The following is a 21,243-nucleotide window of genomic DNA, read 5'->3' as shown; positions in this document are numbered from 1 at the left end:
TGCGTCATCTCAGCTGGAGTAGGCACTGTTCTCGTGCACGTAGTCGTGGGTGAGGTCGTTGGTGAGGATGGCGGCGGTCGCATCCCCCGCGTGCAGGTCGATGAGCACGTGGACGGCGCGCGGCGTCAGGTCGACGAGGTCGCGCGGCTGGTCGGGCTCGCCCGCGGTGCAGACCTGGACGCCGTTGATCGCGACGTCGATGCCGTACGGGTCGAACTCCGCGTCGGTCGTGCCGACGGCGGCGAGCACCCGGCCCCAGTTGGGGTCGTTGCCGAAGATCGCGGCCTTGAACAGGTTCGAGCGGGCCACCGCGCGCCCGACGACAACCGCGTCGTCTTCGCTGTGCGCGTTCACGACCTCGATCGTCACGTCGTGCGATGCGCCCTCGGCGTCCTCCTGCAGCTGCTTGGCGAGGCTGCGGCAGACCTCCGTCAGCGCGAGGGTGAACTCGTCGAGGCCCGGGGTGACGCCGCTGGCGCCGGAGCCGAGCAGGGCGACAGTGTCGTTGGTCGACATGCAGCCGTCGGAGTCGACGCGGTCGAAGGTGACCCTGGTCGCGGCCCGCAGCGCCGTGTCCAGCTGCGCGGAGTCGAGCACGGCGTCGGTGGTGATGACCACGAGCATCGTGGCGAGGCCGGGGGCCAGCATCCCTGCACCCTTCGCCATGCCGCCGATCGTCCAGCCCGCCCCGGAGCGATGCTCCGCCTGCTTCGGGCGGGTGTCGGTCGTCATGATCGCCTCGGCCGCACCGAGACCCGCGTCCGACGCGAGAGCGCCCGCGGCCGCGGTGACGCCGGAGGTCAGCTTGCCGAGATCGAGCTGGTCGCCGATCAGGCCGGTGGAGCAGACGAGCACGTCGCCCGCGGAGACGCCGAGCGCCTCGCCGACGGCTTCGGCCGTGGCGTGCGTCGTCTGGAAGCCCTGCGCTCCGGTGTAGCAGTTGGCGCCGCCGGAGTTGAGGACGATCGCCGAGACGACGCCGTCGGCGATGACCTGCTCGCTCCAGAGCACCGGGTTGGCCTTGCAGCGGTTGGTCGTGAAGACGGCGGCAGCGGCGGTCAGCGGGCCGCGGTTCTGCACGAGCGCAAGATCGCGCTTCCCGCTCGTCTTCAGGCCGGCGACGACGCCGGCAGCGGCGAATCCCTTGGCGGCGGTGACGCTCACGGTGCGACTCCATTCACGGAAAGGCCCGCGGTCTCGTCCAGACCCAGGGCGATGTTGGTGGACTGGATGGCGGCGCCCGCCGTCCCCTTGTAGAGGTTGTCGATCGCGAGGACGGTCACGACCCGCCCCGCCGCCGCGTCGAGCGCGACGCCTATCAGGACGGTGTTCGCGCCGAGCACGTCCGCGGAGCGCGGGACGACACCGGCGGGCAGCACCTGCACGAATGGCTCCCCCGCGTACGCCTCCTCCCAGACCGCCTGCACCTGTTCCGCCGTCACTCCCGGCTTCACGCGTGCGGTGGAGGTGGCGAGGATGCCGCGCGACATCGGCACGAGGACCGGCGTGAACGACAGCGTCGGAGCCTCCGCCCCGACCTTGCGCAGGTTCTGCTGGATCTCCGGGATGTGCCGGTGCGTCCCGCCGACGGCGTACGGGTTCGCCGACCCGAGGATCTCGCTCGCGAGGTACATGGTCTTCAACGACTTTCCCGCGCCGGACGGGCCGACGGCGAGCACCGCGACGATGTCCTGCTCGTCCACGATGCCGGCGTGGATGCCCGGGGCGAGCGCGAGCGAGACTGCGCTGGCGTTGCATCCCGGCGCGGCGATCCTCCTCGCGCCCACCAGCTGCTCGCGCTGCTTGTCATCGCCGACGAGCAGCTCCGGGACGCCGTACGCCCACGAGCCGTGGTGCTCGCCGCCGTAGAAGGCGGCCCAGTCGGCGGGGTCCTCGAGGCGGTGGTCGGCGCCGCAGTCGACGACGAGCGTGTCCTCGGGCAGCTGCGCGGCGATCGCGCCGGACGCGCCGTGCGGGAGCGCCAGGAAGACGACGTCGTGTCCGGCGAGGTTCTCCGGCGTGCTCTCGACGAGCGTGAGGTGCGCCAGCGAGCGCAGGTGCGGCTGGTGCGCGATGAGGGGATGCCCCGCGTTCTGGTGCGCGGTGACGGTGCGGACCTCGAAGTCGGGATGATCGGCGAGGATGCGCAGAAGCTCCCCGCCCGCGTACCCGGAGGCGCCGGCGACGGCTACCGAGAAAGTCATGCTTGTTCCTTGATGTGTGGGCGACAGGGGACCGGCGACGGCGGCGCCCACGTCCGGCCCACGAGGGGTCGCCCGAGCGCCGCCTAGATTCGGCGGTCGCGCAGGCGTCGGCGCAGAACGGTGCGGCCGACGATAAGCATGCAGCAACCCTACCGCCCCGCGGCGGTCCCCCGCCAAATCCGCGGACTCCGGGCGCCGCCGAGCACAGGAAAAGGGCTGCGAATCAGCGTGATTCGCAGCCCTTCTCCTGTGCTCGGCGGCCCCGGGATGCGGGCGTGGCCGAGGCTATTCGCGGATGGCGGCGCCGAAGCGGTCGGCGGCGATGGCAGCGCCGGCGAGCTTGGCCTCGCTCGCCTCGGCGGCGGTCAGCGTGCGGTCGTCGGCGCGGAAGCGCAACGCGAACGTCAGGCTCTTGTGCGCCGCGGGGATGCCGGCGCCACGGTAGTCGTCGACCAAGCGGATGTCCTCGAGGAGCGGACCGGCGCCCTCACGGATCGCCCGCAGCACGTCTCCCGCGTGCGTCTCCTCCGGCACGACGAGGGACAGGTCCTGCGTCGCGGCCGGGAACCCGGCGATCGTGCCCGCGATGATGTCGGACGGCGCGACCGCGATGAGCGCATCCAGGTCGAGCTCGAACACCGCGACGACCCGCGGCAGGTCCAGCTCCTCCGCCAGCGCGGGGAGCAGTTCGCCGGCGTAGCCGACGACCGTGCGCGCACCGTCGCCGCCGAGGGCGACGAGCTGAGCAGTCCTACCCGGGTGCAGGGCCTGGTGGCGGCTCTGCACGAACTCCACCTCCAACCCGACGGCGGCGGCGGTCTGGCGGACCATCGTCAGCGCGTCCGCGAGGCCCGCGGCCACCGGGGCCTGCCCCGGCTCCTTGAGCACGGCGTTGCCCACGACCAGGCCGGCGAGATACCGCGGCTGCGCGGGGATGCCCGCGTTCAGCCCGGCGAGCACGTCGTCACTCGGGAGCACGGCTCCCGGCGGCAGCGTCTCGCTGCCGAGGGCGGCACCCGACGGGCGGAACACCGTGCCGATCTCGTAGACGTTCAGGTCGACGAGGCCGCGCGCCAGGTTGCGCTTGGCGATCTCCAGCAGACCGGGCAGCAGCGAGGTGCGGAGGTACGGCGCGGTCGCATCCAGCGCGTTCGCGAGCCGGACGGCGGGGACACTGCCCTCCTCCGGCGAGCCGAACAGGTCGTTCTCGTGCTCGCTCACGAACGGGAACGCGAGCACCTCGGTCGAGCCGTTGTCCGCGAGCATCTGCGCGACGGCGCGGCGCAGCTTCTGCTCACGGCTCAGGCCGCTACCGGGAGGCGCGACGGGCAGCACCGACGGGATGCGGTCGAAGCCGACGATGCGGGCGACTTCCTCCGCGAGGTCCGACTTGTCGGTCAGGTCAGGGCGCCAGCTCGGCGGGACGACGAGCAGGGCGCCGTCGCCGTCGGTGACCGTGCCGCCGATCTCGGCGAGCGCACCGCGCACCTCGTCGTCGGTGAAGTCGACGCCGACCAGGCCCTGGATGTACCCGTCCGGCAGCCGGATGGCCTCTGCCTGTTCCGCGGCGTCGTGCAGCGAGCCGAGCTCGTCGGCATGACCGCCGGCCAGCTGCTCCAGCAGCTGGACGACGCGCGCGGCCGCGGCGACGGCGACGCGCGGGTCGACGCCGCGCTCGAAACGCTTCGACGCCTCGCTCGGCAGCTTGTGCCTGCGAGCGGTGCGCGCGATCGACACCGGGTCGAAGTTCGCGGCCTCGATGAGCACGTTGCGGGTCTGCGCGCTGATCTCGGTCGACGCACCTCCCATCACCCCGGCGAGTCCGATCGCGCCGGACTCGTCGGTGATCAGCAGGTCCTCGACGTGCAGCGCGCGGGTCTGGTCGTCCAGCGTCACGAGGGTCTCGCCCTCGTGCGCGCGGCGGACCACGATCCCGCCGGTCAGCGCGTCCAGGTCGTAGCCGTGGATCGGCTGGCCGAGCTCCAGCATCACGTAGTTGGTGATGTCGACGACGAGCGAGATCGAGCGGATGCCGGCGAGCTTGAGCCGGGACACCATCCACGGCGGCGTCGGGCGCGTGCCGTCGACGTCCCGGACGACGCGGGTGACGAACACGCTGGCCCCGACCCGGTCACGGATCGGCGCGCGGTCGTCGATCGTGACGCTGAAGCCGTGGGCGTGCGCGCCGGCGGCGTGCACGGTGACGGCGTCGGCCGGGTCGCGGAACGCGGCGCCGGTGGCGTGCGAGTACTCGCGGGCGATGCCGCGGATCGAGAACGCGTAGCCGCGGTCCGGCGTCACGTTCACCTCGACGGCCGTGTCGTCCAGCCCCAGCAGCGCGATCGCGTCCGTGCCGACCTCCGGGTCGAGCCCGAGCGTGGTCAGGCGCAGGATGCCCTCGTGGTCGTCACCGAGGCCGAGCTCGCGAGCGGAGGCGATCATGCCGTCGGACACGTGCCCGTAGGTCTTGCGCGCGGCGATCGGGAACGGACCGGGCAGCACAGCTCCGGGCAGGGTGACGACGACCTTGTCCCCGCGCAGGAAGTTGCGGGCGCCGCAGACGATTCCGCGCACGTCCGGACCGCCGTCGGCGGCCTTCTGTCCCTCCGGCGCGACCCGCACCTGACACCAGCGGATGGTCTTGCCGTTGGTCTGCGGCTCCTCCTCGAACTCCAGCACCTGGCCGACCACGACCGGGCCGGAGATCTCGAACGTGTGGACGTCCTCCTCCTCGAGACCGACGGAGACGAGGGCGGCGTGCACCTCCTCGGCGGTGGTGCCGGGCTCGAGGTCGACGTACTCGCCGAGCCAACTCAGGGGGACGCGCATCAGACCACCATTCCGAACTGCTGGGAGAACCGGACATCGCCCTCGGCCATGTCACGCATGTCTTTGACGTCGTTGCGGAACATCAGCGCCCGGTCGACGCCCATCCCGAACGCGAACCCGGAGTAGACGTCCGGGTCGATGCCCGCGGAGCGGAGCACGTTCGGGTTCACCATGCCGCAGCCGCCCCACTCGATCCAGCGGGCGCCGCCCTTGAAGGTCGGGTGCCAGAGGTCGAGCTCGGCGCTCGGCTCGGTGAACGGGAAGTAGTTGGGGCGCAGGCGCACGCGGGCGCCCTCGCCGAACAGGGTCTTCGCGAAGTGGTCCAGGGTGCCGCGCAGGTGCGCCATCGTGAGGCCCTTGTCCACGGCGATGCCCTCGGTCTGGTGGAACACCGGCAGGTGGGTCGCGTCGAACTCGTCGGTGCGGAACACCCGTCCGGGGGCGATGCGGTAGACCGGCAGCTCGTCGCCGAGGAGCGCGCGCAACTGCACCGGAGAGGTGTGGGTGCGCAGCACGAGGTGCGAGTTCGTCGGCTCGACGAAGAACGTGTCCTGCATGGCGCGCGCCGGGTGGTCCTCGTCGAAGTTCAGCGCGTCGAAGTTGTACCACTCGCTCTCGAGCTCCGGGCCCTCTGCGACCTGCCAGCCCATCCCGACGAAGATGTCGGCGATGCGCTCCTGCAGGAGGCTGATGGGGTGCCGGGCTCCGGGCGTCCAGCGGCTGGGCAGAGCGGTGACGTCGATCGTCTCCGCGGCCAGCTGCGCCGCCTCTTCCGCCGCCGCGATGTCGGCCTCCTTGGCCGCGAACGCCTGGGCCACCCGGCCGCGCGCGCCGCCGACGAGCTTGCCGGCAGCGGCCTTCTGGTCTCCGGGAAGCGAGCGGATGCTCGCGTTCAGCCGTGCGAGCGGGGAGCCCTCCGCGGTGTGCTCGTGACGGACGGCCTTCAGGGCCGCCGAGTCGCCCGCGGCGTCGATGGCGGCCAGTGCCGCCGCGACCGCCGCCTCGACCGAGCTTTCGGTGATTTCGGTGGATTCTGACACGGTTCCTCAGTCTAGTCGGCGTGGGTGGGCGGCAGGCCCTCGCTGTACGCGAGGTACGCGGCCTCCCACAGGCGGTCGGGCTCGGGAACGGTCAGGCCGGAGAGCAGCAGGGTCAGCTGATCCAGCAGGGTGTGCCATCCCGCCGCGAAGTCAGGCGCCGAGCGCAGCCGCCCGGCGCCGAACACACTTTCGATCGGGTCTTGGACCAGCGTCAGGAGCGTTCCGCCCTCGTCGTCGTCGAGCCGGATGGACACCGCGGCGTCGCCCCAGGAGAACCGCAGGTGCCGCTCGGGTTCGAGCGCCAGCACCTTCAGGTCGTGGACTCCGCCCTCGATGTTCGCATCGCCCAGCCGCATCACGTCGCCCAGACGCACCCTGCGCTCGCGCACCGGGTCGTCCGGCCACTCGACCACCGGCCACAGCCAGCGGCCGACGCGGTCGGGCAGCGTGAGCGCATCCCACACCTCTCCCGGGCGGGCGTCGAGCAGCCGCTGGATGCGCACGCCGCTGCGCTCGCCCTCTCGCTGCATCGAACCGGCGACCAGCACGGCCTCGCGGCTGCGGTACTCCCCCAGCGCCGCGTCGAAGGCGGCGGGGTCGGCCGCTCCACCGGCGTACCCGTCGGTCTCCTCGGGGCTCGGCTCGGCGCCCAGCGCGCGGGCGAGGTGGGTCAGCACGTCCTGCCAGCCCGCCCCGTAGACGGACGCGGTGACGGCCTGCACCCTGCGGTGCGTGAGGGTCAGCAGCACGTGGCCCTCGCCCGCGTCGGCGAGGGTCGCCTCCAGCTCGGTCTCGGCCTCGGTCTCACCGGCTCCGCTGAAGAGCCAGCTGATCAGGATGCGACGCTGCGGTTCGCACGCGAGCACGCGGCCGGTGACGACCGCATCCACGTCGGGGCCGCCCATTTCCAGCCGGAAGCCGCCGTCCGTCTCGGTGTACCGGCCGATCCAGCGCTCCAAGCGGCGAGGCTCGGTGAGGGCGGACCACAGCTCGGCGCGGGTCGCCGGGTACTCGCGTTCGACGGTCACGACGCGCCGGGCGCCGTCGAGAGCGATCTCTCCCCAGAGGCTCACGATGCCACCTTCTTCCCGGCACTCGCCGCGTCGCGCGTCGCGCGGCGGCCGCGCACGAGCTCGGTACCCAGCGCGTCCAGCCGCTGCTCCCAGAACGTCCCGAGGCCGTCGAACCACGCCGCGGCCGCGGAGAGAGCGTCTGCGTCCAGCGCGTAGACGCGTGACGGGCCGTCCACCCTCGACGCGACCAGACCCACCTCACGCAGCACGCGCAGGTGCCGGGATGCGGCGGGCTGGGAGATGCCGAACTCGGCGGCGGCGAGTCCGGCCAGCTCCCCCGCCGTGCACTCGCGCTCCGCGAGCGCTTCCACGAATCGCCGGCGGACCGGGTCCCCGACTGCCTCCAAAGCGTCCATGCGGGCAAACATATCAGCGCAGGGTTATATAAACAACTCTTTATGTTGTCGGGTGCGAGACCGAGCGCTGAGCGAAGGCGGATTCATAGAGGCAGACCGACGCGGCGGTCGCGAGGTTCATGGACTCTGCGCGGCCGTAGATCGGGACGGTGACGACACGATCCACCAGCTCGAGCCGGTCGTCGTCGAGGCCGTGCGCCTCATTGCCGAAGACCCACGCCGTCGGCCGCGCCAGCAGGCCCTCCTGGCGCGCGGTCAGCAGGTCCTCGCCCTTGATGTCCGCGGCGAGCACCTCGAGCCCGGCCGCGTGCGCGCGACCGATCACGTCGGCGAGGTCGGCCCCGACCGCGACGGGGACGTGGAACAGCGAGCCCGTGGTGGATCGCACGACCTTCGGGTTGTAGAGGTCGACCGTCCGGCCGCTCAGGATGACCGCGTCGGCGCCCGCGGAATCGGCGGCGCGGATGATGGTGCCCGCGTTGCCGGGATCCCGCACCTCCTCGAGCACGGCGACCAGCTTCGGACCGTCCGCGAAGATGTCCTTGATCGAGGTCGGGAACTGCCGGCACACCGAGACGAAGCCCTGTGGGGTGACGGTGTCGGCCATCGCCTCCAGCACGTGCTCTGTGACGAACTCGACGTCCACACCGGCCTCGACGGCCGTCTGCGCGATGTCCTGGTAGCGCTCGAGGGCGGTCGGCGTCGCGTACAGCTCCACCACCAGCTCGGGACGGAACATCAGCGCTTCGGCGACGGCCTGCGGCCCCTCGAGGAGGAACAGCCCGGTCTCGGCGCGGGCGGAGCGCTTGGCGAGCTTCGCAACGGCGCGGACGCGCGGGGAGCGCGGGTTGTCAAGCATGGCATCAGCATATCGGCGGGGTGCTCGCCGAACGCGGATGATCCTTTCGACGTCGTGCTGCGTGTTAACGGGCAGAGCGAAGGAGCGTGAGCATGAGGACACCGATCCGAGCAGCACTGATCGCGGGAGCCGCCGTGGTGGGCCTGAGCGTAGGGACGGCCGGCGCGATGGCCGCGACCGCCGAGCGCCCGGGAGATGACGGTCCGCGCGTCGTCCAGCAGGGGGTGGGGTCGCCTCCAGCGGTTCGTCCGGTCCCCGCGTCCACGCCGGCGCCGGTGCCGGTTTCGGTGCCGGGCACGGACGGCCACGGGGGTCAGGGGGGTCAGGGGGCCGACGATCCCACCGGCCGTGACACCGGCGACGATCACAGGCGCCACGGGGCCGACGATCCCGCCGCCCATGACTCCGGCGACGATCACAGGCGCCACGACGGTCGCGGCGCCGACGACTGAGGACGGCAACTCCGGAGGTTCTGAGCAACACGCCGACGAATGTTCTGCTACTCCGGACAGTGCGGCGGATGCGTCGGAATCTCCGGATGTACCTGCACGCCGGCCGAACCCGGACACGACGAAGCGGCCCGGACGACACGAGGTCGTCCGGGCCGCTTCGCAGAACGGCGGTGCCTTACGCGGCGGCAGCCTTCGGGGCCGACGTGTCGGCCGGGAGGGCCTTCTTCGCGGTCTCGACGAGCGCGGCGAAGGTCGCGGGCTCGTTCACGGCCAGCTCGGCCAGGATGCGACGGTCCACCTCGACGCCCGCCAGGCCCAGGCCCTGGATGAAGCGGTTGTAGGTGAGGCCGTTGGCACGGCTCGCGGCGTTGATGCGCTGGATCCACAGACGACGGAAGTCGCCCTTGCGCTGGCGGCGGTCACGGTAGGAGTAGACCAGCGAGTGGGTGACCTGCTCCTTGGCCTTGCGGTAGAGACGCGAACGCTGGCCGCGGTAACCCTCGGCGCGCTCGAGGATGACCCGACGCTTCTTGTGGGCGTTGACCGCCCTCTTCACTCTTGCCATTACTCAAACTTCCTTACGTGTGCGGGTCTCTACTTGCCGAGCATCCGGCGGATGACCTTGGCGTCCACCTCGGGGACGACCTGGTCCTGGTTCAGCCGGCGGGTGCGGCGGCTGGACTTCAGCTCCAGGTTGTGGCGCATGCCGGCCTGCTGCTTCATGACCTTGCCGCTGCCGGTGACCTTGAAGCGCTTCTTGGCGCCGGAGTGGGACTTCTGCTTGGGCATTACTTCTCCTCGTTCGTCGCCTGGGCGGGCGAACTCGTGTCGGACTGAGCAGCGTCGGCTGTCTCAGCAACCGCGTCCTGGTCGCGCCCCTGGGCGCGTGCCTTGGAAGCGGCACGTTGTGCGTTGGCCTCGGCCTTCGCCTCGGACTTGTTCTTCAGCGGGCTGATGATCATCACCATGTTGCGGCCGTCGATGGTCGGGTTGGACTCGACCTGGCCGAGCTCGGCGACGTCCTCAGCGAAGCGCTGCAGCAGGCGGACGCCCTGCTCCGGACGGGACTGCTCACGACCCCGGAAGAGGATCATGGCCTTCACCTTGTCGCCGGCCTTCAGGAAGCCTTCTGCCCGCTTGCGCTTGGTCTCGTAGTCGTGCTTGTCGATCTTGAGGCGGAACCGGACCTCTTTGAGGATGGTGTTCGCCTGGTTGCGCCTGGCCTCCTTGGCCTTCTGCGCAGCCTCGTACTTGAACTTGCCGTAGTCCATGATCTTGGCGACGGGCGGCTTGGAGTTCGGCGCGACCTCGACGAGGTCCAGATCCGCCTCCTGCGCGAGTCGGAGTGCGACCTCGATCTTGACGACACCGACCTGCTCTCCGCTGGGGCCGACGAGTCGAACTTCGGGGACGCGGATACGGTCATTCGTACGGGGTTCGCTGATGTTTGTCTCCTCTGATCGAGCGATGCTTCGCGAGCCACGGGCCGTCGGATGACGGCGCCGGCGAAAGAGAGGATTCCACGCACCAGCGCAGCCCTGCCCCTGATTTCCGAAGAACTCAGGCCGCAGGCCTGGTACAAACACCCTGACTACCCCTGTGCTTTCACACAGTGGCGGAGTGCAACAACCCGGTAACCTAGTGAAGCGGTCAAGCGCGGGTGGGAGGAATCTCCACTTTCGTGCCCGGACGGATGCCCGGGAGCCCGAACGATTCTAACAGAGGAATGCAGTGAGCGACACATCCCACCAGGACGAGGCACTGTCGGAGGCCACGCGCGACATCGCGGAGGTGCCGGCGGTCGAGGTCATCACCACGACGGCGGTGCACCTGATGAGCGCCGCGGCGGTCAAATGCGGCCTCGCCGACGACCCGGAGCACCAGACGGACCTCGACGAGGCGCGCAAGCTGATCGACGCCCTGGCCGGCCTCGTGACCGCCTCGGCGGCGCACCTCGGCGACCAGCACGCCCGGAGTCTGCGCGACGGGCTCCGCTCCCTGCAGCTCGCCTTCCGCGAGGCGTCCCCCATCCCCGACGAGATCGGCAAGGGGCCGGGCGAGAAGTACACCGGCCCGGTCAGCTGATGGATGCCGCCGCCGTGCGCGCCCTCGCCCTCGGGCTACCCGAGACCGAGGTGTATGACCACGGCGGCCTGCCGGCGTTCCGCGTCCGCGGCACCCGGTTCGCGACGATGCTCGACGCGGAGGCGTCCACCGTCAATCTCATGCTCGGCGAGATCGGCATCCGCGAGGCGACGGCCGCGTGGCCGGAGCACTGCTCCGAGCAGTGGTTCGCCGGCCGGCTCTCCTCCGCTCGCGTCGACTTCGGGACCATCGAGCCGGGGCTGATGCGCGAGCTGGTCACCGACGCCTGGCGCAACCGCGCGCCCGCGACCCTGCGGCGCCTGCTCGACTAGTCGGCGGACGTGGCGTCGCAGGAGCAGACTGGCGGCATGACCTTCACCCCCCCGTCGACGTTCACGACCCGTCCGACCCTCGAGGGGACGTTCGGGATGTCCGCGTCGACGCACTGGCTCGCGACCGGATCCGCGCAGGCCGTTCTGGAGCGCGGCGGGAACGCTTTCGACGCCGCAGTGGCCGCCGGCTTCGTGCTGCACATCGTCGAACCGCACCTGAACGGCCCCGGCGGAGACCTGGTCGGGATCTTCACCACGGCGGATGACAAGCACCCGACCGTGTTGGTCGGTCAGGGACCGGCCCCGCTCGGGGCGACGCCCGAGCACTTCCGGGGCGAGGGGCTGGAGCTGGTCCCCGGCTCCGGTGCACTCGCCGCGGCCGTGCCGGGCGCCGTCGACGCCTGGCTGCTGCTGCTGAGGGACCACGGCACGTGGGAGCTCGCCGACGTGCTCGCCTTCGCGATCGGGTACGCCGAGCACGGCCATCCCGTCCTGCCGCGCGTGTGCGCGACGATCGCTGCCGTCTCCGCGCTGTTCACCGAGCACTGGCCGTCGTCGGCGGAGCTGTGGATGCCGGGAGGGCGCGCTCCGGAGGCCGGTGAGCTGATCGTGAACCCGGCGTACGCGCGGGTTCTGCGCGGCCTGATCGCCGCGGGCGACGGCGCGACGGGCAGGGAGGGGCGCATCGAGGCCGCGCGCACCGAGTGGGCGACCGGGAGGGTCGCACGCGAGGTGGCGGCGTTCGTACGGACGGCGCACCGCCACTCCCCCGGCACCGACCACGCCGGCGTGATCGCCGAAGCGGACTTCGCCGCCTTCCGCGCGAGCTACGAACCGGCGACGACGATGGAGTTCCGCGGGCACACGATCGCGAAGACCGGCGCCTGGGGCCAGGGGCCAGCGCTGCTGGCGACGCTCGCGATCCTCGACGGCTTCGACGTCGACCGGCTGGATCCGTCCACCGAGCTCGGCGCCCACACGATCCTGGAGGCGCAGAAGCTCGCCTACGCGGACCGCGACGCGTATTTCGGCGACGCCGAGGTGGAGCTGGAGCGGCTGCTGTCCCCGGAGTACGCGGCCGAGCGCCGGGCGCTGATCGGCGACCACGCCTCCGCGGAGTTCCGGCCGGGGCACCTCCCCGGCGTCCGGCCGTTCCTTCCGCCATTGCGCACGGAGTACACGCCGGCCACCGGCCCCGCCGATCGGTCCGCCGGGAGCGCCGGGAGCGCCGGCAGCGTCGGCGAGCCGACCGTCTCGCGCACGGGCGCGCTGCGCGGCAACACCTGCCACATCGACGTCGTCGACCGCTGGGGCAACCTCGTCTCTGTCACCCCGTCCGGCGGCTGGCTGCAGTCGTCCCCGACCATCCCCTCGCTCGGCTTCTGCCTGGGGACGCGCCTGCAGATGACCTGGCTGGAGCCGGGTTCCGCCGCCACGCTGACCCCGGGCAAGCGGCCGCGCACCACGCTGACGCCGACCATCGTCCTGCGCGACGGCGAGCCGGTCGTCGCGCTCGGTTCGCCCGGAGGCGACCAGCAGGATCAGTGGCAGCTGCTCTACCTGCTGCGCACGATCGTCGGCGGCTACACCGCGCAGCAGGCGATCGACGCGCCGGCGCTGCACACCACCTCCGTCGCCGGCTCGTTCTGGCCGCGCATCTGGGAGCCGGCGGGAGCGGTCGTCGAGGACCGGCTCGGGGACGACGTGATCGCGGGCCTGGAGTCGCGCGGGCACGTGGTCACCCGCGCGGGCGACTGGTCGCTCGGGAGGCTGTCGTCGGTGGCGCGGGATCCGCGGACCGGCGTGCTCTCGGCTGCCGCGAACCCGCGCGGGGCGCAGGGCTACGCCGCCGGACGCTGAGGGCCCACCTCAGCCGAGGGAGTCGACCGCCGCTCGCACCGCCGCCACCGTGCGGGCCGCCTCCTCGGTGTCCGTCAGCCAGTTGCTCACCGAGAACCGCAGCACGGCCCGGCCGTGCCAGGTCGACGGGGACGCCAGCGCAGCGCCGCCGTCGCGCAGCGCCGCTCCGACCGCGCGCGTGCGCTCGTCGTCGCCGAAGGTCGCGCACACCTGCGTGTAGACGACCTCGTTCAGCACCATCGCGCCGGGGATGTCGCGGAGGCCGTCCGCGATCGCGATCGCCGCGTCCGCCATCCCCTGCACGAGGTCGGCGACCCCCGCGCGTCCCAGCTGGGCCAGCGCCGCATAGACGGGCACGCCGCGCGCCCGTCGGCTCAGCTCGGGCACGCGGTCCCCGGGGTCGGCGATATCCGCCGACGACGCGAGGTAGGCCGCGTGCTGCGCGAACGAGGCGTGCAGCGCATCGGGATGCGCGACGACGGCGATGCCGGAGTCGTACGGGACGTTGAGGGTCTTGTGCGCGTCCGTCGCCCACGAATCCGCCCCCGCCATCCCCTCGGTCAGCCGCCGGAGAGCCGGCGCCGCGGCCGCCCACAGCCCGAACGCGCCGTCGACGTGGACCCAGGCGCCCGCTTCGTGCGCGACCGCGACGGCGTCGGCCAGCGGATCGAAGGCGCCCGAGTGGATGTTGCCCGCCTGCAGGCAGACCACCGCCGGGCCCTCCGCCTCGGCGAGCGCGGCGCGCAGCGCATCCGCGCGCATCCTGCCGTCGTCGTCGACCGCGATCAGCCGTGCGGCACCGAGGCCGGCGATCACGCCCGCGCTGTCGACGGATCCATGCCGCTCCTCCCCCGCCAGGAACCGCACGCGTGGCGCGCCGGCGAGCCCATCGGCTCGCGCATCCCAGCCCGCGCGACGCAGCACATCGTCCCGGCCGCAGACCAGCCCGACCAGGTTGGCTACCGTCGCGCCGGTGACGAAGCCGACCTCGGCGGTCGCGGGGAGTCCGAGCAGGTCGAGCATCCACGCGCCGGCGATCTCCTCCGCCGCGACGACGCCCGGGGTCACGGAACGCAGCGCCGAGTTCTGGTCCCAGGCCGACACCAGCCAGTCGGCGCCGAGCGAGACGGGTTGCGCACCGCCGATCACCCAGCCGTGGAAGCGCGGCGAGTGCATCCGCATGAGCCCGGGCTCGACGGCGTCCGCCATCCGCCGGAGCACCTCGGCCGGCTCCGGCCCGCGGTCGGGCAGTTCGCGCCCGAGCGCATCCTTCACGGCCTCGATGTCCGCCGACGGCGGGATGCTGCCGTCGCGGACCCCGTCGAGCCAGCGCTCGGCCAGCCCAGCGGCCTCGCCGAGCACGGGACGGAAGGCCTCCCGATCGCTCACACGGGCATGCTAGCGGGCCGCGCCGCCCCTGGCATCACCGGACGCGTCACCAGACGGGCGGGCGGCGCAGGTCCCAGCGGACGCGGCGCTCGAGCTGCGCCGCCAGTGACAGCAGTGTCCGCTCGCCGCCGGGCCGGCCGATGAGCTGGACGCCCATCGGGAGGCCGTCCGCGGTCTGCGCGATCGGCAGCACGATCGCGGGCAGACCCGTGACGTTCAGCATCGAGGTGAACGGCGTGTACTGCACCTGCTGCTCGAAGTTGTGCTCGCCGTCCTCCTGGTCGTACCAGCCGACCGGCCGCGGGGTCATCGCGAGAGCGGGGGTGAGCACGGCGTCGAAGGACGCCAGCTGCCGGATGAAGGAGCGCTCGTACGCGGTGAGCGCGGCGAGCGCATCCCCGAGCTCGCGCGCTCCGATCTCGCGGCCGCGCGCGATCAGCCACGAGGTCAGCGGCTCGACGAGTTCGAGCGCGTCGCCCTCGACGGGGATGCGCGCCGCGCCCGCCTGCCAGAGGATCCGGAACGCGGGCGCGTAGGTCTCGTCCGGTGTGAGCGCCGTCTCCTCCATCCCGTGTCCCATCGCTGTGAACGCCTCGACCGCGGCATCCAGCGCCGCCCGCGCCTCCGGGGCGATCACGATCTCGTACGCGTCGTCCCACGCCGAGGTCGTCATGACGCCGAGCTGGAAGCGCCCCTCTCCGCGCACCGCCGTGCCGAGGAAGGGACCGTCGTCGTCGTAGGGCGCGCGAAGCGTGTAGTGGTGGTCGATGCGGCCGCCGACGCGGGCGATCATGCCGTCGAGGAGCAGGGCGGCGTCGGCGGTGGTGCGGGCGAGCGGCCCGTCGACGACGAGGCCGCCGAGAGACGCGATCCCGCTGCCGGCCGGGACGAGCCCCCGCGACGGCTTCAGCCCGACCAGACCGCAGGCCGCGGCGGGGATGCGCACCGAGCCGCCGCCGTCGGAGCCGGGCGCGAAGGGCAGCATCCCGCTCGCGACGGCGACCGCTGCTCCCCCGCTGGACCCGCCGGACCCGAGCTCCTGGTTCCACGGGTTGCGGGCGGGCGGGGCGGCCAGCGACTCCGTGTAGGCGGGCAGGCCGAACTCCGGCGCGTTGGTCTTGCCGAGGCTCACGGCACCGGCGGCGTCGAGCGTCTCGACGATCTCGTCGGACGCGTCCGGCACGAACCCGGTCATCGCGCGCGAGCCGAATCCCGTCGGGACGCCGGCGCGCATCCACAGGTCCTTGTCGCCCGACGGCAGACCCCAGAGCGTCGCCGTGCGCGGCACCGTCGCGGCGACCTCGTCCGCCCGCTCGAGCGCGCGTTCCGGGGTCACGGTGACGAAGGCGCCGAGCTGCGGGTTCAGCCGCTCGATGCGCTCCAGGTAGTGCGAGGCCAGCTCGCGGGGTGAGACGCGTCCGCTCTGCAGTTCCTGCCAGAGGGCGAGCGCGGTGAGCTCGTGGAGGTCCGCCATACCGCCAGGCTATCGCCGCCGCTGCGCCGGCGCGGACGGGCACTGAGCGGTCGACGGCTCTTGACAAAGTGCGACCAGCCTGGTTGGTTAGTTACATGAGTAATGAACCCACGAGGCTTGGATGATCGACGAAGGCAAACCGATCTTCGTCCAGATCGCCGAGCAGATCGAGAACGACATCATCGACGGGGTCTACCCCGCCGAGGGCCAGGTGCCGTCCACGAACGAGTTCGCGGCGTTCTACCGCATCAACCCGGCGACGGCCGGCAAAGGCGTCAATCTTCTCGTCGACGACGGGATCCTCTACAAGAAACGAGGCATCGGAATGTTCGTCTCCGACGGCGCACGCGAGCGACTGGTCGCCAAGCGGCGCGAGGCGTTCCGCGACGAGTACCTCAAGCCCCTGCTCGCCGAAGCGGCGAAGCTCGGGATCGACCCCGACCAACTGACCCAGATGATCCACACGGAAGGAGTGAGCGCATGAGCGCCGCCCCCGCCCCCACCTCCATCGCACCCGCGGTGCAGGTCACGGGCCTGACCAAGCGGTTCGGATCGTTCACCGCGATCGACGACGTCACCGTCACCATCAAGCCGGGACGCATCCACGGCCTGCTCGGCCGCAACGGCGCGGGCAAGACCACGCTGATGCAGCTGATCACCGGCCAGGACTTCCCGTCCGGCGGCGACATCCGCGTCTTCGGCGAGAAGCCCACCGAGAACGCGCGGGTCCTCCAGAACATCTGCTTCATCAAGGAGAGCCAGCGCTACCCGGAGGACTTCCAGCCCAAGCACGTCTTCCGCAGCGCGCCCTGGTTCTTCGAGAACTGGGATGCGGAGTTCGCCGAGCAGCTCATCGACGACTTCCGGGTGCCGCTGAACCGGCGCATGAAGAAGCTGTCGCGCGGCCAGCTCTCCGCGGTCGGCGTGATCGTCGGGCTGGCGTCCCGCGCCCCGCTCACCTTCTTCGACGAGCCGTACCTCGGGCTGGACGCCGTCGCGCGCCAGCTGTTCTACGACCGGCTGCTGGAGGACTTCGCCGAGCACCCGCGCACGGTCGTCCTCTCCACGCACCTGATCGACGAGGTCGCGAACCTGCTGGAGCACGTGATCGTGATCGACCAGGGCCGCATCCTCATCGACGACGACGCCGAGGAGCTGCGCACGTCCGCCACCACCGTGGTGGGGCCGCGCGGAGCCGTCGACGCGTTCGTCGCCCACCGCGACGTGCTGCACAGGGAGGGGATCGGCGGCCTCGCCTCCGTGACCGTCTCCGGCCTCGGCCCGTCCGGCCGCGCCGAGGCGGCCGCGGCCGGGCTCGAGCTCGCACCGGTCTCGCTGCAGCAGCTCATCGTCCGCAAGACCAACGTCCGAGAGACAGAATTCGAGCAGAGCGCATGACGACCGCATCCCCCACCCTCATCGCCGAACCCGCCGGCGCCCAGCGCGTCTGGCGCGTGGTCAGACTGAACCTCGTCAACAAGTACACGACCATCTGGGTGCCGATCTCGATCATGGCGTTCATCTGGCTGGTGAACTGGCTGATCTGGTGGATCATCTGGGGCGCGACCGAACCGGCCGATCGGGCCGACGCCATGGACGGCACCCAGTGGAGCGGTGGCGGGTTCTACATCTTCGTGTACATGCTGGTGGTCGGCATCCAGGTGATCACCGCGACCTTCCCGTTCGCCCTCGGCTACAGCGTGACCCGCAGGGACTTCTCGCTCGGCTCCGGGCTCACCTTCCTGCTGCTCTCCGCGGGCTACGCCATCGGCTTCGCGGCGCTCTCGGTCGTCGAGGAGTGGACGAACGGCTGGGGGCTCGGCGGCCACCTGTTCACGTCGGTGTACTTCGCCGGCGAGAACTTCTTCGGGCGGCTGTTCATCGTGTTCGCCGGGATGCTGTTATTCTTCCTCGTCGGCTCCTTCTCCGCCTCCCTCTACATGCGCTGGCGGATGAACGGCATCCTCGTGGCGGGCGCCGCGCTCGTGCTGCTGATCGTGGGGGCCGTCGCGCTCATCACCTTCACCGGCGGCTGGCCGGCGGTCGGCGAGTGGTTCGCGTCGAGCGGCCCGGTCGGAGTGGCCGCGTGGCTGCTGCTCCCGGGGGTGCTTGCGGGGCTGGCCGGCTACGCGGTGCTCGGACGGGCGACGCCGCGCAACTGAACAGCGGGCCGACGACGGCCGGCATGGACGTGGCCGGGGGCGCTCCGCTCCCGGCCACGATTGGTCATCGGCCTCACTCGGCCGGCGCGGTCCCCGCCCCGTCCGACGATGTCGTGCCCTCAGGCTAGGCCGCGGCGACACCTCCGGGCGGGATCCGCAGCGAACTCATAGGGGCGCTTCATCCAGCTCCTGGAACACCGTCACCTGGAGTTCACCGGGTGCCTGGAGCCGCGCGTTGAGAGAGTTCCACGGGGTGACGGTGGGAGGCGCGATCAGCTCGGCTCCCGCATCCACCAGCCGCGCGGTGACGGACCTGCTGTCGCCCACCTCGAATGCGAGCCGGATGCGCGGGGCGACCGGGCGGCCGACCTCCACCTCGTCGATCATCGCTTTCTGCTGCGGGTTCGCGATCTCGAGCGTCGCCCGGCCTGCGTCGAGGATCGCCACCCTCGCCCCGCCGTCGCCGGAGTAGCTCTCCTGCTCCGGCATCCCGAGCGCGTCGCGGAAGAACGCTAGCGCCTCGTCGTAGTCCTCCGCCTCCACCACGATGCGCAGCTGGCGCACCCGTGCCGTGTCGTCCATCCCCTGTTTCCTTCCGCTCGCTAGCGTTGTGCTGTGGTGGGCTACCTGTTCCTCGCCGTCGCCATCGCGACCGAGGTCGTCGCGACCACGTTCCTCAAGTTCACCTCGGGCGAGAACCCGAAGTGGTGGGCCTTCGTCATCGTCGTCGTCGGCTATCTGGCGTCGTTCTTCGCGCTGTCGCAGTCGCTCTCCCGCGGGGTGCCGCTCGGCGTCGCCTACGCGATCTGGTCGGCGGTCGGCGTCGCCGTGATCGCCGTCATCTCCTGGATCTTCTTCAAGGAGTCGCTCACCTGGGTCCAGATCCTGGGGCTGGTGCTGCTGATCGGCGGCGTCGGGCTGCTGGAGCTCGGCGGCCGGCACCCGGCCTGAGTCCGGCGCACCGGCGCACCGGCGCACCGGAACGCGCCGCAGCAGGCGTCAGGCCGAGCCGACGAACGCGGCGACGGCGTCGTCGATCGTCAGCGCCGGCGACGGGTGCTCGTACACGGCCCCGAAGCCGGAGGGGACGTACTCGTCTCCCTGCTTCACGATCTCGCCGAGCTTGCGTCCCCGCCCCGGTTCCTCCTCGAACGAGTGGTCGTAGACCGAGAAGACGTCGCCGTCCTCGTACACGGTCAGATCCTCGAGCAGCGGCATGTCAGAACCTCCTGGTGAAGGGCATGGGCTTTCGCATCCGGATGAGCAGGAGCAACGGCACCAGCACATACGGCCCGTTGTAGAGCAGGAAGACCAGCGGGTTCGGGGTGCGCTCCCCCACCGGTCCGAAGAACTCGACGCCGAAGATCGGGATGGCCGTCAGGCTGATGATCATGGTGGCGTAGATCACCGAGAACAGCTGGATCCAGTTGAAGCCCTTCGCCAGGCACACGATCAGCAGGATGTAGAACGGCAGGTAGACGAACGCGCTCGTGCCGGTGATGAACCGCAGCCAGAGCGGCTCGTGCATGTACAGCGGGTCGTACTGCGACGAGTACGTGTAGTTCCACTGGGCGAGGATGTTCGTCGTCGTCGCGGTCTGCGGGATGCCGAGCGTGGGGATGGCGTCGCTGATGATGCAGGTGAGGCTGAACAGCGAGAACATCACGATGAAGAAGATGTCGATCGGGCGCTTGCGCAGCGGCAGGTTCGCCGCGCGCCCGGCCGCCGTCGGTGCATCGGCGACCCGGCCCTCCTTGGAAGTCACGGTGGTCACGGAGCGAGCCTAGACCCGCCCCGCCGCCGATCGCGGCTGCGACGCTACTTGAGCGACTTCTGCATCAGCACCGTGCCGAGCCAGCGCTCGAACTTGTAGCCGACGCGGCCCATCCTGCCGATCTCGGTGAAGCCGAAGTTCTCGTGCATCTTGATCGACGCCTCCGCGCCCTTGTCGGCGATGACCGCGATCATCTCCTTGAGCCCCGCGGCCTTCGACCGGTCGATCAGCTCTTGCATCAGCACCGGGCCGAGGCCCTTCCCCGTGGAGGCGGCGCCGAGGTAGATCGAGTTCTCGACGGTGAACCGGTAGGCCTTCTTCTGCTTCCACGGCGAGACGAGCGCGTAGCCGAGGATCTGTCCGCTCGGCGAGACGGCGACGATGAACGGCATCCCGAGCTTGTGCAGGTAGGCGAACTTGCTCTTCCACTCGCGCAGGGTCATCGCGTCCTCGTCGAAGGTCACGGTGCTGTTGGCGACGTAGTGGTTGTAGATCTCGCGGATGTCGGGCAGATCCTGCAGCGTGGCATCCCGGATGCTGTACTCGAACGCGGCCTCCTCCGGCGCCTGCTTGCGCAGGTGGCGCGGCAGGACGCGGCGCGTCTCGTATTCCTCTTCCAGCACGGCACAAGCCTACGTCGCCCGTGTTGCGACGGCGTTACGGAGCCAGCGACCAGTCGACCGGTTCCTGGCCGGTCTGCTGCAGCATGGCGTTCGCCCGCGAGAACGGCCGGGAGCCGAAGAACCCGCGCGAGGCCGACAACGGACTCGGATGCGCGGACTCGATCACCGGGTTGCCGCCGAGCAGCGGCTTCAGAGTGGAGGCGTCGCGGCCCCAGAGGATGGACACGAAGGGACGGTCGCGCGCGACGAGCGCGCGGATGGCGTGCTCGGTGATCGGCTCCCAGCCCTTGCCGCGATGCGACGCCGGCGCGCCGGGCTGCACGGTGAGCACCCTGTTCAGCAGCATGACGCCGTGGTCCGACCAGGCGCTCAGGTCGCCGTGCGGCGGCGGGACGTGCCCGAGGTCGTCGCGCAGCTCTCGGTAGATGTTCTGCAGGCTCCTCGGCAGCGGCCGCACATCCCGTTCGACGGCGAACGAGAGGCCGATCGGATGGCCCGGGGTCGGATACGGGTCCTGGCCGACGATGAGCACCCGGACGTCGGCGAGCGGCGCCCGGAACGCCCGCAGCACGTTCGGTCCCGCCGGCAGGTACGGCCGACCTGCGGCGACCTCGGCGCGCAGGAAGTCGCCCATCCCGGCGATCCGGTCGGCGACGGGTGCGAGCGCATCCGCCCATCCCGGGTCCATCGACCCGTCGGCGGAGAGCTCGGCCAGGGACTTCGGCACGGCG

24 protein-coding genes are annotated in these 21,243 nt (G+C 71.2%); 7 read left to right on the top strand and 17 right to left on the bottom strand.

The genetic code is table 11. From position 1 onward, the window contains the following. Positions 1-9 precede the first annotated feature (9 nt). From argJ to infC, 10 genes are all read right to left on the bottom strand, one after another. Positions 10-1,164: a bifunctional glutamate N-acetyltransferase/amino-acid acetyltransferase ArgJ gene (argJ, locus tag AAME72_RS12795; protein ID WP_348786935.1), complete on the bottom strand. Its 1,155-nt coding sequence runs from the start codon at positions 1,162-1,164 to the stop codon at positions 10-12. After that, a complete protein-coding gene (gene argC, locus AAME72_RS12790; RefSeq protein WP_348786934.1) occupies positions 1,161-2,204 on the bottom strand; it encodes an N-acetyl-gamma-glutamyl-phosphate reductase in 1,044 nt (347 codons plus the stop codon). Before argC ends, argJ begins: the two co-directional genes overlap by 4 nt. Positions 2,205-2,489: 285 nt before the next feature. Beyond that, positions 2,490-5,033, bottom strand: a complete 2,544-nt coding sequence (gene pheT, locus AAME72_RS12785; protein ID WP_348786933.1) for a phenylalanine--tRNA ligase subunit beta — start codon at positions 5,031-5,033, stop codon at positions 2,490-2,492. Further along, positions 5,033-6,073 (bottom strand): phenylalanine--tRNA ligase subunit alpha, encoded by a 1,041-nt coding sequence (gene pheS / locus AAME72_RS12780; RefSeq protein WP_348786932.1) that lies wholly within the window; start codon positions 6,071-6,073, stop codon positions 5,033-5,035. The genes pheT and pheS overlap by 1 nt, the downstream gene beginning before the upstream one ends. Positions 6,074-6,084: 11 nt before the next feature. After that, positions 6,085-7,146, bottom strand: a complete 1,062-nt coding sequence (locus AAME72_RS12775; protein ID WP_348786931.1) for an SRPBCC domain-containing protein — start codon at positions 7,144-7,146, stop codon at positions 6,085-6,087. Further along, complete coding sequence (locus tag AAME72_RS12770; RefSeq protein ID WP_348786930.1) at positions 7,143-7,502, bottom strand: metalloregulator ArsR/SmtB family transcription factor; 360 nt, start codon at positions 7,500-7,502, stop codon at positions 7,143-7,145. Before AAME72_RS12770 ends, AAME72_RS12775 begins: the two co-directional genes overlap by 4 nt. A 40-nt stretch (positions 7,503-7,542) precedes the next feature. Further along, positions 7,543-8,361, bottom strand: a complete 819-nt coding sequence (locus AAME72_RS12765; protein ID WP_348786929.1) for an RNA methyltransferase — start codon at positions 8,359-8,361, stop codon at positions 7,543-7,545. A gap of 627 nt (positions 8,362-8,988) precedes the next feature. Then, positions 8,989-9,378: a 50S ribosomal protein L20 gene (rplT, locus tag AAME72_RS12760; RefSeq protein ID WP_348786928.1), complete on the bottom strand. Its 390-nt coding sequence runs from the start codon at positions 9,376-9,378 to the stop codon at positions 8,989-8,991. 29 nt (positions 9,379-9,407) lie between these two features. Next, positions 9,408-9,602: a 50S ribosomal protein L35 gene (gene rpmI, locus AAME72_RS12755; RefSeq protein ID WP_314147165.1), complete on the bottom strand. Its 195-nt coding sequence runs from the start codon at positions 9,600-9,602 to the stop codon at positions 9,408-9,410. Continuing rightward, positions 9,602-10,282, bottom strand: coding sequence for a translation initiation factor IF-3 (gene infC, locus AAME72_RS12750; RefSeq protein ID WP_348790132.1), 681 nt, complete (start codon positions 10,280-10,282; stop codon positions 9,602-9,604). The genes rpmI and infC overlap by 1 nt, the downstream gene beginning before the upstream one ends. Before the next feature lie 262 nt (positions 10,283-10,544). Between infC and AAME72_RS12745 the strand changes: the two genes are divergently transcribed. From AAME72_RS12745 to AAME72_RS12735, 3 genes are read left to right on the top strand one after another with little or no spacing between them, the layout of a single operon-like run. Continuing rightward, on the top strand, positions 10,545-10,898 hold the full coding sequence (locus tag AAME72_RS12745; RefSeq protein WP_348786927.1) for a DUF1844 domain-containing protein: 354 nt from the start codon (positions 10,545-10,547) through the stop codon (positions 10,896-10,898). Further along, positions 10,898-11,230: an MmcQ/YjbR family DNA-binding protein gene (locus AAME72_RS12740; protein ID WP_348786926.1), complete on the top strand. Its 333-nt coding sequence runs from the start codon at positions 10,898-10,900 to the stop codon at positions 11,228-11,230. Before AAME72_RS12745 ends, AAME72_RS12740 begins: the two co-directional genes overlap by 1 nt. A 36-nt stretch (positions 11,231-11,266) precedes the next feature. Further along, complete coding sequence (locus AAME72_RS12735) at positions 11,267-13,090, top strand: gamma-glutamyltransferase (protein WP_348786925.1); 1,824 nt, start codon at positions 11,267-11,269, stop codon at positions 13,088-13,090. Between the two features lie 9 nt (positions 13,091-13,099). On the opposite strand, the gene AAME72_RS12730 is transcribed toward AAME72_RS12735, so the two are convergent. Together AAME72_RS12730 and AAME72_RS12725 are read right to left on the bottom strand one after the other, a co-directional pair. Beyond that, positions 13,100-14,479, bottom strand: a complete 1,380-nt coding sequence (locus AAME72_RS12730) for an aminotransferase class V-fold PLP-dependent enzyme (RefSeq protein ID WP_348786924.1) — start codon at positions 14,477-14,479, stop codon at positions 13,100-13,102. Between the two features lie 46 nt (positions 14,480-14,525). Continuing rightward, positions 14,526-15,953: an amidase gene (locus tag AAME72_RS12725; RefSeq protein ID WP_348786923.1), complete on the bottom strand. Its 1,428-nt coding sequence runs from the start codon at positions 15,951-15,953 to the stop codon at positions 14,526-14,528. A 121-nt stretch (positions 15,954-16,074) separates the two neighbouring features. Here AAME72_RS12725 and AAME72_RS12720 point away from each other — a divergent pair, with 121 nt between their 5' ends. From AAME72_RS12720 to AAME72_RS12710, 3 genes are read left to right on the top strand one after another with little or no spacing between them, the layout of a single operon-like run. Further along, positions 16,075-16,437 (top strand): GntR family transcriptional regulator, encoded by a 363-nt coding sequence (locus AAME72_RS12720; protein ID WP_348786922.1) that lies wholly within the window; start codon positions 16,075-16,077, stop codon positions 16,435-16,437. Further along, positions 16,434-17,351 carry an ABC transporter ATP-binding protein gene (locus AAME72_RS12715; RefSeq protein WP_348786921.1) on the top strand — a complete coding sequence of 306 codons (918 nt, stop codon included), beginning with the start codon at positions 16,434-16,436 and terminating at the stop codon, positions 17,349-17,351. The genes AAME72_RS12720 and AAME72_RS12715 overlap by 4 nt, the downstream gene beginning before the upstream one ends. After that, positions 17,348-18,115 carry a hypothetical protein gene (locus AAME72_RS12710; protein WP_348786920.1) on the top strand — a complete coding sequence of 256 codons (768 nt, stop codon included), beginning with the start codon at positions 17,348-17,350 and terminating at the stop codon, positions 18,113-18,115. The genes AAME72_RS12715 and AAME72_RS12710 overlap by 4 nt, the downstream gene beginning before the upstream one ends. A 165-nt stretch (positions 18,116-18,280) precedes the next feature. On the opposite strand, the gene AAME72_RS12705 is transcribed toward AAME72_RS12710, so the two are convergent. Next, positions 18,281-18,697, bottom strand: a complete 417-nt coding sequence (locus AAME72_RS12705) for a VOC family protein (RefSeq protein ID WP_348786919.1) — start codon at positions 18,695-18,697, stop codon at positions 18,281-18,283. Positions 18,698-18,730: 33 nt separating this feature from the next. On the opposite strand from AAME72_RS12705, the gene AAME72_RS12700 reads away from it, so the two are divergent. Further along, complete coding sequence (locus AAME72_RS12700; protein WP_348786918.1) at positions 18,731-19,066, top strand: multidrug efflux SMR transporter; 336 nt, start codon at positions 18,731-18,733, stop codon at positions 19,064-19,066. A 48-nt stretch (positions 19,067-19,114) separates the two neighbouring features. On the opposite strand, the gene AAME72_RS12695 is transcribed toward AAME72_RS12700, so the two are convergent. From AAME72_RS12695 to AAME72_RS12680, 4 genes are read right to left on the bottom strand one after another with little or no spacing between them, the layout of a single operon-like run. Beyond that, complete coding sequence (locus tag AAME72_RS12695; RefSeq protein WP_348786917.1) at positions 19,115-19,333, bottom strand: hypothetical protein; 219 nt, start codon at positions 19,331-19,333, stop codon at positions 19,115-19,117. 1 nt (position 19,334) lies between these two features. Continuing rightward, positions 19,335-19,889, bottom strand: a complete 555-nt coding sequence (locus tag AAME72_RS12690) for a DUF2781 domain-containing protein (RefSeq protein WP_348786916.1) — start codon at positions 19,887-19,889, stop codon at positions 19,335-19,337. Between the two features lie 44 nt (positions 19,890-19,933). After that, entirely contained in the window at positions 19,934-20,512 is a 579-nt protein-coding gene (locus AAME72_RS12685) for an N-acetyltransferase family protein (protein ID WP_348786915.1), read from the bottom strand. A gap of 34 nt (positions 20,513-20,546) precedes the next feature. Further along, a complete protein-coding gene (locus AAME72_RS12680; protein ID WP_348786914.1) occupies positions 20,547-21,239 on the bottom strand; it encodes a uracil-DNA glycosylase in 693 nt (230 codons plus the stop codon). Positions 21,240-21,243 lie beyond the last annotated feature (4 nt).

Source organism: Leifsonia sp. NPDC080035, from assembly GCF_040050925.1.
Classification (GTDB): domain Bacteria; phylum Actinomycetota; class Actinomycetes; order Actinomycetales; family Microbacteriaceae; genus Leifsonia.
The sequence above is the reverse complement of the archived record's forward strand: the minus strand, read 5'-3'. Positions and strand labels throughout refer to the sequence as shown.